Origin of the sequence: Rahnella sikkimica, assembly GCF_002951615.1 — a bacterium.
Lineage (GTDB): Bacteria > Pseudomonadota > Gammaproteobacteria > Enterobacterales > Enterobacteriaceae > Rahnella > Rahnella sikkimica.
In genome coordinates this window covers 3,879,795-3,893,290 of the sequence record NZ_CP019062.1, presented here as the reverse complement: position 1 = coordinate 3,893,290, position 13,496 = coordinate 3,879,795, and the positions used below count along the sequence as shown (strand labels likewise).

The following is a 13,496-nucleotide window of genomic DNA, read 5'->3' as shown; positions in this document are numbered from 1 at the left end:
CAGGGCTGAGAAATCAGCCCTGCTTTTCTACCAGACCTTTGCACAGCAAATAGCGGTACGGCAGGTTTTCCGTATCAGACGCTAAAAGCCGGTGTTCCATAAAACGGCAGAAACCGGGAATATCGCGGGTCGTTGCCGGATCATCGGCGATGATCAGCAGCGTTTCGCCGTCTTTCATGGTGCGCACCGCTTTGCGAACCATCATGACAGGTTCCGGGCAACGCAGACCCAGCGCATCAAGCTGATGGTCGGGATTGATAAAGGGGTCGGTCATTTCGTGTCTCAACATCTTCATACGTGAATGCGCGACAGTTTAACCCGCTGGTTTTCTGGTGCAACCAACAAGGCGCATTGCGCTAAAATTAACCGTTGAAGCTGTTGCGCAAACGGTGCGCAAACAGGTACTATGCGCGCCGCACGTGACAACTCAGTGCAGAAGTAACAGTGCGGAAGTAAAAAAAAACGTTTGGGTTCCCTCACCCCAATTTCTTTATAAAAAAAGGTCACATCTATGTACTCCTTTACTGCTCAACAGCGGTTTTCCGCGTTGATATGGCTTTCGCTATTCCACATTGCCATCATTACGTCCAGCAACTATCTGGTTCAGCTGCCTGTCTCCATTTTTGGTTTCCATACCACCTGGGGCGCGTTCACTTTCCCGTTTATTTTCCTGGCCACCGATCTCACGGTGCGCATCTTTGGCGCACCGCTGGCACGCCGGATTATCCTCTCCGTTATGCTCCCGGCACTGGCAATCTCTTACGTGATTTCCGCGCTGTTCTTTGAAGCACAGTGGCAGGGTGTTGAAGCGCTAAGCAGCCTGAATATTATGGTCGCCCGCATCGCGACGGCCAGCTTTATGGCTTACGTCCTGGGACAAATCCTCGACGTTCACGTGTTCAACCGCCTGCGCCAGAACCGCCGCTGGTGGATTGCGCCGGTCGCCTCGATGTTCCTGGGCAATATCAGCGATACGCTGTCCTTTTTCTTCATCGCGTTCTACAAAAGTACCGATCCCTTTATGGCGGCGCACTGGGTAGAAATCGCGCTGGTCGATTACACTTTCAAAGTGCTGATCTGTCTGGTGTTCTTCCTGCCAATGTACGGCATGCTGCTCAACATGTTGCTTAAGCGGCTGTCGGCGCACGGAAATCACAAGGCTTCTGCGCTCAGCGCCCACTAAGAGTGACGGCGGCGTCTCAGATGACACAAATCGCGCCATAATCTGACTTGCATTTGTGGCCTGAATAGGTTGCCATAACGGCTGTTAAGTCAACATGTAAGCCTGATAGACAGGCCACTTAAGGAAGCCCGATGCGTAATATCGCGAAAATGATGGGAATGGCAGTACTGATCGCCGGTCTGGCTGCGTGTGATGGTAAATCAACAGACGCGCCTGCCGCAGATAAAGGCGCACCAGCCGCCGCCGCCGCAGCGGCGACCACGCCAGTCAGCCTGCTGGACGGCAAAGTCACTTTCTCCCTGCCGCAGGGAATGAGCGACCAGAGCGGTAAGCTGGGCACTCAGGCCAATAATATGCACGTCTACGCCGACAGCACCGGTCAGAAAGCGGTGATTGTGATTCTGGGTGATAACACCGCTGAATCGCTGGACGTTCTGGCGGGTCGTTTACAGGATCAGCAAAAAGCGCGCGATACTAATCTGCAAGTCGTCACCAACAAATCCATTCAGGTGAACGGCCAGACGTTGCAGCAGTACGACAGCGTGATCACCTCCGCCGGTCAGAAAGCGTATTCCTCTATCGTGCTGGGCAAGGTAGACAACCACCTGCTGACGCTGCAAATCACATTGCCAGCGGATAATCAGCAACAGGCGCAGACCGATGCCGAAGCGATTATTAATACGCTGAAAATTCAGTAAATTCAGATGTTGTGAACCTATCAGGCGGGGCTCAGGCTCCGCCTTTTTTATCTAATGCTATTACCCAATCTCACAAAACCCGCCTCCGCTGTAATAAAAATGTAACATTTTGGTCATAAATCACAGTTCGTTTGTGCGCGAATCGCTAAAATCATGTTCGTTTTGGAACACATTGGCACCGCCCTTTCGTCATTGGCTCATGAGGAGTCAGACCTGATTTATGCCATCGGAGGCATTTATGCTCAGTATCTTCAAACCCGCGCCCCATAAAGCGCCCGTGGATGAAAACCACGTTGATCCGCTCTACCGCCGTCTCCGCTGGCAGATTTTCATGGGGATCTTCTTCGGTTATGCCGCTTACTATCTGGTTCGTAAAAACTTCGCGTTAGCGATGCCCTATCTCATCGATCAGGGTTTTTCGCGGGGTGATTTAGGCTTTGCGCTGTCCGGGATTTCTATCGCCTATGGCATTTCAAAATTCATCATGGGATCGGTCTCTGACCGCTCGAATCCGCGCGTATTTCTGCCTGCGGGTTTAATCCTCGCCGCCGCCGTGATGCTGTTTATGGGCTTTGTGCCGTGGGCCACGTCCAGCATCGCCATCATGTTCGTGCTGCTGTTTCTGTGCGGATGGTTTCAGGGTATGGGCTGGCCACCGTGCGGGCGCACGATGGTTCACTGGTGGTCGCAAAAAGAACGTGGCGGCATTGTTTCCGTCTGGAACTGCGCGCATAACGTCGGCGGCGGTATTCCTCCGCTGCTGTTCCTGCTGGGTATGGCCTGGTTTAACGACTGGCACGCGGCGCTTTATATGCCCGCGTTCGGTGCGATCCTGCTGGCCGTTTTCGCGTTCATGACCATGCGCGATACGCCGCAGTCCTGCGGTTTGCCACCGATTGAAGAATACAAAAACGATTATCCGCCGGACTACGTGAAAGAATCTGCCGAGCAGGAACTGACGGCAAAACAGATTTTCATGCAGTACATTTTGCCCAACAAGCTGCTGTGGTATATCGCGCTGGCCAACGTGTTTGTTTACCTGCTGCGCTACGGCATTCTGGACTGGTCGCCGACCTACCTGAAAGAAGTGAAACATTTCGCGCTGGATAAATCCTCGTGGGCGTATTTCCTGTATGAATATGCCGGTATTCCGGGCACGCTGCTGTGCGGCTGGATGTCGGATAAAGTCTTCAAAGGGAATCGCGGCGCAACCGGCGTATTCTTTATGGTTCTGGTGACGATCGCCACCGTAATTTACTGGCTCAATCCGGTCGGCAATCCGGGTATCGACATGGCCTGTATGATTACCATCGGCTTCCTGATTTATGGCCCGGTTATGCTGATTGGCTTACATGCGCTGGAACTGGCACCGAAGAAAGCGGCGGGCACGGCGGCGGGCTTTACCGGCCTGTTTGGTTATCTCGGCGGTTCGGTGGCAGCGAGCGCTATCGTCGGTTATACCGTTGATTACTTTGGCTGGGATGGCGGCTTTATCGTGATGATCGCCGGGTGCGTTCTGGCGGTGCTTCTGCTGGTCCTGACCATGCTGAGTGAGAACAAACACAAAGCGCAGCTGGCGAAAAACGCCTGATTCAGACTGAAAGAATAGAAAGCAGAAAGGCACCGGAAGGTGCCTTTTTCATTGACGATTCAGGAAACGATTAATCAGACAAATACATTTTGCGCAGGTAATGCGGCACGGCGTCGTCGGCGTTGGAACCGATGATTTCCGCATCCGGCATCGCCGCTTTCAGACGTGGCAATGAGCCGCTCATCAGGCAACCTTTACCGGCCATCGACAGCATTTCCAGGTCATTCAGACCGTCGCCAAACGCGATGCAATCTTTCAGCGTATAACCCATCAGCCTGGACACGTATTCCAGCGCGTGCCCTTTCGATACGCCGCCCGCCATCACTTCCAGACAAACCGGCAGGGAGAAGCTGACGTTCACACGATCGCCCCAGCGCGCATTAATGGCTTCTTCGAGTGGCAGCAGTTTTTCGTGATCTTCACAGGTGAAATACACTTTGCAGATGCCGTCAGTTTCCAGCAAACCCGGTTCATAGAGTTTGTATTTGAAAACGGATTCACGGAAAAAATCATCCTGATCGGCACGGTCACGGTTCATGTACCAGTCGTCGTTACGGTAAACGTTGGTCAGGATATCCGGATTGTTGTGCATGATGCCAAACAGGTCTTTGGCAATGTCTTCATCCAGATTGTGGGCAAAAATCAGCTCGCCGTCGGTGTTATGCACACGCGCACCGTTCGAGGTGATCATGTACGCACTGATCTCGAGATTGTCGCGCATCTGCGCAACGTCGATATGGTGACGTCCGGTCGCGAACACGAAATGCACATCGCGCTGTGTCAGCAATTTCAGCGTCTCTTTCGCGAACGGGCTCAGGGTATGGTCAGGTGATAGCAGTGTGCCATCTAAATCGGAAGCAACAACAGGGTACATAGCGTTAGGTTCTAACCTCTGATGGAGTTGTGCGCGGCGAACCGCGGATTAATGCTGTCGCGCAAAAAAGCGCATGATGGCGTCCAGCGCCTGTGCCCGCAGGTCGTCCCGCTCGAACAGGATCTCATGGCGCGCGCCTTCGATGACCAGCGGCTTTTCCCCTTCGCAAGGGTGCCCCGCAGCGGCCATGGCCTGACAAAAAGCGAGATGCGACCGGTTATCTACCACCCGGTCTTCGCTCGCCTGCAATAAAAGAACAGGAGTCGTGATTTTTTCGGCTTCTTTGAGAATATGCATGCCCGCCTCAATGCCTTCGCGCACCCAGTGATACGTTGGCCCGCCGACCTGAAGTTCAGGGTAATCCGCGTAAAAACGCAGATTGCGGCGATATCGCTCGCGACTGTGCGTCAGCCGGTTAACCACAAACGGCAGCGGACGCCAGTGACCGGTGCCGAGCGCATAACCATCACGGCGAACCGGGCGATTTTCCGCCCAGTTGAGGATCCGGCGGGAAAGCCAGCCCGGCATCATCAAATAAATACCGGTCATTGGCGCTAACAACGCTGCCGCATCAAAGCGCTCAGGATACTTCGCCATAAACAACGCCAGAATTGCGCCCCCCATTGAATGAGCCAGCACGAACTTTTTCGCATACTGACGGGGCGCCACTTCAAGCTGATAAAAGGTTTCGAAATCGTCGACATAGTCGTCGAAATGCTGAACATGGCCGCAGTGCGGGTCTTCGAGCATACGCCCCGAACGCCCCTGACCACGATGGTCAAGGATCATGACATCGTAGCCGCAGTGGAATAAGTCGTAAGCCACTTCCGGGTATTTTACGTAACTTTCAATACGTCCCGGTGACACCACAATGACTTTATCGTGTGAGGGCGAACAGAAGCGGACGTAGCGGATCGGAACATCATCCACGCCGTTAAACTCACCTTCTTCACGTTGCCGCCAGAAGTCGAGCAAAGGCCCGGTCGCAAAGGCGGAGAACTCTTTCTCACGTGTTAACCACTTGGCAATATCTACAGGCATTCAGTAATCCAAAGTCGCATGGCAGGGAGGAAGAAAGTGTTATTTGTGAGTTATAGCGCAATTATAGACAATGGCGTATTGTGCCATAAAACAACACAAAACGTATTCAGGGAGTCTCACAATGACCTTGGACTGGTGGTTAACCTACCTGCTCACCACTTCTATATTAAGTTTGTCCCCGGGTTCCGGCGCGATTAACACCATGAGTACCGGCATCAGCCACGGTTACCGCGGTGCCGTGGCGTCGATTGCCGGTTTACAACTTGGTTTGTCGATCCACATTGTGCTGGTCGGCATCGGGCTGGGCGCGCTGATTTCGCAATCGCTGCTCGCCTTTGAGCTGCTTAAATGGTTCGGTGCTGCCTATTTAATCTGGCTGGGCATCTGTCAGTGGCGTTCTGCCGGAGCGATTGATCTGAATGCGCTCGCCAGCAGTATGCCACGACGTCGTTTGTTCAAACGCGCCATTCTGGTGAATCTGACCAATCCAAAAAGCATTGTGTTTCTGGCTGCACTATTCCCGCAGTTTATCATTCCGCACCAGCCACAAGCTGCACAATACGTGGTATTGGGCGTCACCACCGTGGTCGTCGATATCATTGTGATGATTGGTTACGCCACGCTGGCCACCAGAATTGCCGGTTGGGTAAAAGCCCCGAAGCAAATGCAGCTGCTGAACCGGATTTTCGGTTCGCTGTTTATGCTGGTTGGCGTATTGCTGGCCAGTGCACGAAAAGTGTAAGTCTGATAGCGGGAGACGTTCTGTTCTCCTGCTAATAATCCCCTCACTCATTTAACTTATTATGAACTGACAGTTCATAACGTTGAATTAAATAAAGTTATAACTTCAAAAAACCTCATTTCTGTATTTACACCTAAAAATCCTTGTTGCTACATATTCCTGATACGCGTTAAACAAATGCCTTAATAAAACCACCAGCACATTAAGGATAAAAATCATGGCGCATAATATTTACCTGACACTGACAGGAAAAAAACAAGGCTTAATCTCAGCGGGATGTTCAACATTTGACTCTATAGGAAACGCATATCAAAGCAGTCACCGGGATCAGATATTAGTTTATGAACTGAGTCATACTATTACCCGCGATCAAAACGTAGTACATCACCCGGTGACGTTCAAAAAACCCATCGATAAGTCGTCCCCGTTATTAGGATTCGGCATTTCTAATAACGAAGAGTTTGACGCTGTTTTCGAAAAATACAGAACCGATACTTCTGGCGCTCAGGTTCTTTTTTATCGTGTCAAGTTAATTAAAGCGACCCTTTCAGAGTTAAGCGTTGTCTGTCCACACTCGTTGGATCACAATGATGCTCAACCTATCGAAACTGTATCCTTAAATTACCAAAGCATTACCTGGGAACACGTCAAAGCGGGCACCAGTGCCTACAGTTTCTGGGAAGAGAGGATCTACTGATGGATGATATATTCAGAAAGAGATCTGAGCGAGAAAATGATTATTATGTAGTGATGGGAGGACTTGAGGCCAGAATGCTTGAAGAGAGCGGACTTACAGCAGCGAGGTTTTTGAAAAGTGGAATTTCAAAGATAAGGTTCAAAAAAGAAATAACTGAGTTTACTGAAAATCAATTAGAAATACTAAATGGCAATTACAATTCAGATAAAAAGAAATTGGCACTGCATAACCTGAAACAAGAAAAATCATTCCTTATTACTCAGGAGAATATGCTAAGGCAAAAAAGAGCAATTCAATATGCCTCTATTGAAGTTCAACATAAAAATGGCATGTTATTCTATATACTAAAGGGAGTTGGGTTCATCGCAGGCGTGTCGCAAGTCATTGTCGGATTTGGTTTACTGACTGCCGGTAGTGCGACCGTCATTGGAGCCATAGCGGGGGCAGCGTTGATGGTTCATGGGATTGGAGCTATAGAGGAGAATGCAAGAGCCTTGTACACTGGTAACCCCGATTATAAAGGTTACCTGCGCAGAGGTTACGAAAAAGCGGCCCAATCATTAGGTTATACTGCAGCACAAGGGGAACTTATTTATGGTGGCATTGACCTGGTACTATCAGGTTATGGTTTAGCAAGAAACGTGTTGAAGCCTGATGCCTGGAGGTTGTTCCGAAACATAAATACAGATTACATCAGGGGTTTTAGGGAAATGCCTCCCCTGGCACTTGCGTTTGAAATGGGTGTCGACGGTTTAACAATAAAATCGGCAAATGATACTTTAAAACAAATGAATGACATTCCCTAAATCACATATTTTTATACATCCTGTGAGATTTAAAGGAGAATTTCACAGGAGTGATATACCAGAGAATTAAAAAAACAAACATGAAGACTAAAAACAAAAACACTTTCTCTTCATCGAGTGCCCCAAAAGAAAGGAAAATAGCGACTACAACGAAAAAAAATAAAAATGCAAAGAGTATTCTATAAAATCGTAAAGAGAGGTCTTTCACATCAGACTGCAAGTCAGAACCATCCCGACGGGAAATTTTTGTCAATTCATAAATTTCTTTTTCCGTAAACCCACTTTCTTTCATTCGCTCAATGAAGTCTGAATTTTTCATTTCAAAATCATCCTTTTATAAAATATATTTCTTACGTAAAATATCCGCCTTAAATAAAAGTTCAACCTTCCTGAGTTCTCTATCTTTCAATCCACTCTCTCTCATCAACCCAACTAAATCATTATTATCCATGAAACCCTCATGACACATTTGTTTTTAATATATATATCACTTAAACATAATAGATTAGACAACAAATTATCAATTAAGGAAAGCGGGATATATTAAGAAAAAACGGAAGCTATTACGCTTCCGTTTTATTAGAAAGGATAAAACTTAGCGATTCACAATGAGCGCAATACCAAAACCTGCAAAGACCACACCCGCCACGCCGTCGATCCATTTCGCTAAACGCTGGTAGCCACGGCGCATTTTTGGCAGCGCAAAGACTAACGCCACTAACGAGAACCACGCCAGGGTTTCCACCACGATCAGCAGGAAGATGCCCAGACGCTCGCCGCCGCTGACGCTGTCACCCACAAACATGGAGAACACGCTGCCGAAGTAAATAACGGCTTTCGGGTTAGAGAGGTTGGTCAGCAGACCGCGCATAAAAGTTCGGCCACGCGCGGGCAGAACCACCGGCGTTTCATCGCCGTTCTGCTTTTTAGCCCGTGCGGATTTCAGCAGTTGCCAGCCCATCCAGCATAGATACAAACCACCGCCGACGGTGATGATCTGATGCAGCCACGCCATTTTTTGCAGAATCAGGTGTAAGCCCATCAGCGCCACCGCCGCCCAAACCAGCACGCCCAGCGTAATACCAATCACACCCATCATCGCTTCTTTGCGCGAACGGCTGGCCGCTGTTTGTGAGACAAAGAAGAAGTCCGGCCCCGGACTCATCAGCGCGATCAGATGAACCATCGCAACCGTCAGGAATAGCATCAGCATGATTAACTCTCTGTGTTATGTGTAGGGAAGTGAATTCTGTTACTCGTCGCCGTTATCGATATGGTCGCGGATCATCGTCATAAATGGCCGACCGAATTTCTCCAGCTTACGCTGACCGACGCCGGTGATGTCCAGCAAATCGCTCGGGCTTATCGGCAGATGCTCCGCCATTTCCAGCAGCGTTGTGTCATTGAAGACCACGTACGGCGGGACATTATTTTCATCCGCCAGCGATTTACGCAGTTTACGCAATTTGGCAAACAGCTTGTGATCGTAATTTCCGCCATAGGTTTTCTGGCGTGACGTGCTTTTAATTTTCAGCGTCTGAATACGCGGCACTGCCAGCTGCAACGGAATTTCACCGCGCAGAACCGGACGGGCGGATTCGGTCAGCTGTAACGCCGAATGCATAGCGATGTTTTGCATAATCAGTCCGAGGTGAATCAGCTGGCGTACCACGCTGGTCCAGTGCTCGTTGCTGTGTTCTTTACCGATGCCGTAAACCGTCAGTTTTTCGTGACCATATTCGCGGATACGCTGATTGTTCGAGCCGCGCAGCACTTCGACCACGTACCCCAAACCAAAGCGTTGCCCGACGCGCGCGACCACCGACAGCGCTTTTTGCGCGTCCAGCAGGCCGTCGTAGCGTTTTGGCGGATCGAGGCAGACGTCGCAGTTACCGCAGGCGTTTTGTTTGCCTTCACCAAAATAGTTAAGCAGCACCAGACGGCGGCAGGTTTGCGCCTCAGCAAATGCGTTCATCGCATTCAGTTTATGGCGTTCCACATCCTGTTGCGCACCGGCCGGTTTTTCTTCCAGACAGCGGCGCAGCCACGCCATATCTGCCGGATCGTATAACAGCACCGCTTCGGCAGGCAGACCATCACGTCCTGCACGCCCTGTTTCCTGATAGTAAGATTCAATCGTGCGCGGAATATCAAAGTGAACCACAAAACGAACGTTCGGTTTGTTGATGCCCATTCCGAATGCGACGGTCGCGACCACAATTTGCAGGTCATCGCGCTGAAAACCTTCCTGCACGCGGGCGCGGGTTTCGTTGTCCAGACCGGCATGATATGCGCCAACGCTCAGCCCGCGGCTTTGCAGTCGTGCGGCGGTGTCTTCGACTTTTGCGCGGCTGTTGCAGTAAATAATGCCGCTTTTACCGCGCTGATCCTGCACAAAACGGATCAGCTGATCGAGCGGTTTAAACTTTTCCACCAGCGTGTAACGGATGTTCGGGCGATCGAAGCTGCTGACCTGAATCAGCGGATCGTTCAGCTCAAGAAGACGAACAATATCGTTACGGGTGGCTTCATCGGCGGTCGCGGTCAGCGCGATCACCGGTAATTGCGGGTAGCGCAGCTTCAGCTGGCCGAGCGCGCGATATTCCGGACGGAAATCGTGGCCCCATTGGGAAATACAGTGGGCTTCATCGACAGCCAGCATGGCCGGATTCCACTGTTGCAACTGTTCGAGGAAATCACCGAGCATCAGGCGTTCCGGCGCGATATACAGCATTTTGATGCGGCCCGTACGGCAACCGGCCATTACTTCCTGCTGTTGCTCGCGGGTTTGCGTCGAGTTCAGACATCCCGCTTCAACGCCCGCCGCCATCAGCTGATCAACCTGATCTTTCATCAGCGAAATAAGCGGAGAAACGACCAGCGTCAGGCCGTCCATCACCAGCGCAGGGATTTGGTAGCACAGCGATTTACCGCCGCCGGTCGGCATCACGACCAGGCAATCCCGTCCAGAAATGGCGGTATTGATGATAGTTTGCTGACCTGGTCTGAATTGCTGATAGCCGAAGGTATCGCGTAATACCTGATGAGCCAGCTCTTCTTTGTTTATCACTGCCGCCGTAGACACTCAATTCCCCAACTGTTCAAACCACCCGGCTAAGCCCTAAAGCCGCCGGGACTGTACTGCACCGACATAATATACCCTAAATAATCCAGGTTGCGGCCAACAGACCTGCAACCTGGAGAATGCCGGATATTACATCATGTCGTTAAGTATGATACCGACACCGACGCGAGTTTGCTTGTGGTTGTAGTCGATTAACGATTCGCCGTAGCCACTGAACACCTGCGTGTAGAAGCGAACGTGTTTACTGATCGGATAGCTCCAGCCTGTTGTCGCGCCGCCGTAGCCGGTGTTCCAGTTGTAGCGGCTTTCGACGCTGAACACGCTGTCACCGAGGGCATAACCGACTTTCAGACGGTAATAACCCATGTACTTGCTGATGTCCGGGTTATCGTCATCTTTGTCGCTTTCAGGAATGCGATACCAGGGTTTGATATCGACCTGCCAGTTGCCGTTTTGCGCCATAAAGCGCGCATAGACACGGTTCCAGCTGCGCGATGTCGGGTCAGAACGTCCGTTCGAGTCGTGATTCACACCGTATTCGGCTTCGCGTAACGTCCAGCCGAGGAAATCGTAATCCGTCGCCCACGCCAGGAACAGTTGCGGTTCATAGTTGGTTTCGCGGAACGGTGATGATTCGGCACGGTTGGATAACTGCCAGAAAGATTTCTGCGTATAAGACGCGCCGAGCACCGAGTTGTCACCGGCAATTCCACGCCACAGCGGGAACGCCAGACTCAGCTGAAACTCAACTTCGTCGTGCTTAGCATTCTTCGCCCAGTCATAAGACTTTATGGCTTCTTTGTTGATATTGCTGGTATCGGTATACAGCAAATAGTTTGATTCGTAAGGATACAGCGTGAACGGGTTGTCGTGATCCTGCAACATGCTGGCGATAATACTGCCACGAACGGCTGGCTGATCATGTACTTCCTGAATCGTAGCTTCAGCCGCATACCCCAACGCTGGTAACGCCAGAATGGCGGCACCGACAGCCCAATTTTTACGCATTTTCCTTACCCTCGCCCTAAAAGTTTAAAATTCATTATTGTTTACTGGCCCATAGCCTGGCCGGTTTCCTGCTGACTTAAGTCCGGAAATCCAAAGCGGAACATTTTACACACAAATACATTTCTACATGATCACTGAATACATTTATCGGTCGCACTCTGGAAATAGCGTTCCCCCGCACCTAAAATCAACATTCCGTTAACTTTTTCGGCGAACATAAGCGTCTTACATTTTCGTCAGGAATCACGCCATGTCTGCTTCATCCCTCAGCCACGAGGCTGCCCTGCAACTGATCGGTAATATTTTTGTTTATGACATGCCGTTTAACCGCGAACTTGGGCTCGAACTTAAACGCCTCGACTGTGATTACGCTGAGCTAAAATTCTCTAATCAAACCAAACTGGTCGGTAACGCCGCACAAAAAATCTTACACGGTGGCGTGATCGCCGCCGTTCTGGATGTCGCCGCCGGGCTGGTATGTGTGACCAGTTCTCTGATCCGCCGCGACAAACCCGATCACCCTTTGCTGGAAGCCGAGATGCGCCAGAGGTTGTCGAAAATGGGCACCATCGATTTGCGTGTGGACTATCTTCGTCCTGGGCGCGGCGAGTTTTTCATCGCCTCCAGCAGCCTGATCCGCGCCGGGAACAAAGTCTCGGTAGCGCGAGTCGATTTGCACAGCGATACCGGCGTTCATATTGCGACAACCACCGCAACCTATATGGTCGGCTGATACGGCGAAAAGTTAATCCGGTGGCCTAAATCAGTTACACTCACCATCCTTCTCTTTCTTATTTTTTCAGGTACCCACATGGACGCACACCGTACCCGGCAGGGCGTTATTTTTGCCTTTATCGCCTATTTGATCTGGGGGATCGCTCCGGCGTACTTCAAGCTGATCAAAGAAGTGCCCGCCGGTGAAATACTGACCCACCGGATCATCTGGTCGTTCTTCTTTATGTTAGTGCTTCTGTCTGTCAGCCGCAGCTGGAGCGATGTCCGGCGTGTATTCGCACAACCGAAGAAAGTCGGCATGTTACTCATCACTGCGTTGTTTATCGGTGGGAATTGGCTGATTTTTATCTGGGCGATCAATAATAATCATATTCTCGAAGCCAGTCTCGGCTACTTTATCAGCCCGCTGGTGAATGTGGTGCTCGGCATGCTGTTTTTACGCGAAAGATTCCGGAGTTTGCAGTGGCTGGCCGTGGTTCTGGCGCTAGCCGGTGTGCTGATTCAGGTCTGGATGTTTGGCTCGGTGCCGGTTATCGGGCTCGGGCTGGCGCTGACTTTCGCGTTCTACGGTTTGTTACGTAAGAAAATTGGCGTCGATTCCCAGACCGGAATGCTGATTGAAACCCTGTGGTTACTGCCGCTCGCGGCGATTTATCTGTTCTTTATCGCCCACAGCCCGACCAGCAATCTGGCGGCAAATCCGTGGTCGCTGGATTTACTGCTGATGGCCGCCGGGATTATTACCACCATTCCGCTGCTGTTTTTCACCGCCGCCGCAGCGCGCCTGAAGCTTTCAACGCTGGGCTTTTTCCAGTATCTCGGCCCGACATTAATGTTCATGCTGGCGGTGATGTTCTACGGTGAAACGGTTCGTCCTTCGCAACTGATTACGTTTGGCTTCATCTGGGTCGGGCTGCTGTGCTTTATCGGCGACGCACTTTACACACAGGGCCGCCTGAGACGAGGAAGAAGCGGGCACAGCGCAGCGTGATTTTAAAGAAAATCGCGTGGTTCCGTACGCTCGCGGCGAGCCGCT

15 protein-coding genes are annotated in these 13,496 nt (G+C 50.9%); 8 read left to right on the top strand and 7 right to left on the bottom strand.

Translation table 11 applies throughout. The annotated features are described in order from the left end of the window. Nucleotides 1-13: 13 nt before the first annotated feature. The gene (gene tusA / locus BV494_RS17975; protein ID WP_104924837.1) at nt 14-274 is read right to left on the bottom strand and encodes a sulfurtransferase TusA; all 261 of its coding nucleotides are present in this window, start codon (nt 272-274) and stop codon (nt 14-16) included. Between the two features lie 237 nt (nt 275-511). Here tusA and BV494_RS17970 point away from each other — a divergent pair, with 237 nt between their 5' ends. The 3 genes from BV494_RS17970 (at nt 512) to glpT (ending at nt 3,472) form a co-directional block, all read left to right on the top strand. Beyond that, nucleotides 512-1,183 carry a 7-cyano-7-deazaguanine/7-aminomethyl-7-deazaguanine transporter gene (locus BV494_RS17970; protein WP_104924071.1) on the top strand — a complete coding sequence of 224 codons (672 nt, stop codon included), beginning with the start codon at nt 512-514 and terminating at the stop codon, nt 1,181-1,183. A gap of 131 nt (nt 1,184-1,314) precedes the next feature. After that, the gene (locus tag BV494_RS17965; protein WP_104924070.1) at nt 1,315-1,881 is read left to right on the top strand and encodes a DcrB family lipoprotein; all 567 of its coding nucleotides are present in this window, start codon (nt 1,315-1,317) and stop codon (nt 1,879-1,881) included. Between the two features lie 238 nt (nt 1,882-2,119). After that, nucleotides 2,120-3,472, top strand: a complete 1,353-nt coding sequence (glpT, locus tag BV494_RS17960; protein WP_104924069.1) for a glycerol-3-phosphate transporter — start codon at nt 2,120-2,122, stop codon at nt 3,470-3,472. Nucleotides 3,473-3,542: 70 nt separating this feature from the next. Here the strand turns inward: glpT and yigL are convergent, their stop codons facing one another. After that, complete coding sequence (gene yigL, locus BV494_RS17955) at nt 3,543-4,346, bottom strand: sugar/pyridoxal phosphate phosphatase YigL (RefSeq protein WP_104924068.1); 804 nt, start codon at nt 4,344-4,346, stop codon at nt 3,543-3,545. 48 nt (nt 4,347-4,394) lie between these two features. Beyond that, nucleotides 4,395-5,387 carry a lysophospholipase L2 gene (pldB, locus tag BV494_RS17950; protein ID WP_104924067.1) on the bottom strand — a complete coding sequence of 331 codons (993 nt, stop codon included), beginning with the start codon at nt 5,385-5,387 and terminating at the stop codon, nt 4,395-4,397. Nucleotides 5,388-5,508: 121 nt separating this feature from the next. On the opposite strand from pldB, the gene rhtB reads away from it, so the two are divergent. From rhtB to BV494_RS17935, 3 genes are all read left to right on the top strand, one after another. Beyond that, nucleotides 5,509-6,129: a homoserine/homoserine lactone efflux protein gene (rhtB, locus tag BV494_RS17945; RefSeq protein WP_101079436.1), complete on the top strand. Its 621-nt coding sequence runs from the start codon at nt 5,509-5,511 to the stop codon at nt 6,127-6,129. A 217-nt stretch (nt 6,130-6,346) separates the two neighbouring features. Then, nucleotides 6,347-6,826, top strand: a complete 480-nt coding sequence (locus BV494_RS17940) for an Hcp family type VI secretion system effector (protein WP_104924066.1) — start codon at nt 6,347-6,349, stop codon at nt 6,824-6,826. Then, a complete protein-coding gene (locus BV494_RS17935) occupies nt 6,826-7,632 on the top strand; it encodes a DUF4225 domain-containing protein (protein WP_104924065.1) in 807 nt (268 codons plus the stop codon). The genes BV494_RS17940 and BV494_RS17935 overlap by 1 nt, the downstream gene beginning before the upstream one ends. Nucleotide 7,633: 1 nt before the next feature. Here the strand turns inward: BV494_RS17935 and BV494_RS17930 are convergent, their stop codons facing one another. From BV494_RS17930 to pldA, 4 genes are all read right to left on the bottom strand, one after another. Then, the gene (locus BV494_RS17930; protein ID WP_104924064.1) at nt 7,634-7,951 is read right to left on the bottom strand and encodes a hypothetical protein; all 318 of its coding nucleotides are present in this window, start codon (nt 7,949-7,951) and stop codon (nt 7,634-7,636) included. 276 nt (nt 7,952-8,227) lie between these two features. Continuing rightward, nucleotides 8,228-8,845 (bottom strand): threonine export protein RhtC, encoded by a 618-nt coding sequence (gene rhtC / locus BV494_RS17925; protein WP_104924063.1) that lies wholly within the window; start codon nt 8,843-8,845, stop codon nt 8,228-8,230. A gap of 39 nt (nt 8,846-8,884) precedes the next feature. Then, nucleotides 8,885-10,717 carry an ATP-dependent DNA helicase RecQ gene (recQ, locus tag BV494_RS17920; protein ID WP_104924062.1) on the bottom strand — a complete coding sequence of 611 codons (1,833 nt, stop codon included), beginning with the start codon at nt 10,715-10,717 and terminating at the stop codon, nt 8,885-8,887. 129 nt (nt 10,718-10,846) lie between these two features. Next, nucleotides 10,847-11,725, bottom strand: coding sequence for a phospholipase A (gene pldA, locus BV494_RS17915; RefSeq protein WP_104924061.1), 879 nt, complete (start codon nt 11,723-11,725; stop codon nt 10,847-10,849). A gap of 250 nt (nt 11,726-11,975) precedes the next feature. On the opposite strand from pldA, the gene BV494_RS17910 reads away from it, so the two are divergent. Both BV494_RS17910 and rarD read left to right on the top strand, forming a co-directional pair. Beyond that, the gene (locus tag BV494_RS17910) at nt 11,976-12,458 is read left to right on the top strand and encodes a thioesterase family protein (RefSeq protein WP_104924060.1); all 483 of its coding nucleotides are present in this window, start codon (nt 11,976-11,978) and stop codon (nt 12,456-12,458) included. A gap of 78 nt (nt 12,459-12,536) precedes the next feature. Beyond that, the gene (gene rarD / locus BV494_RS17905) at nt 12,537-13,451 is read left to right on the top strand and encodes an EamA family transporter RarD (RefSeq protein ID WP_104924059.1); all 915 of its coding nucleotides are present in this window, start codon (nt 12,537-12,539) and stop codon (nt 13,449-13,451) included. Nucleotides 13,452-13,496: the final 45 nt, after the last annotated feature.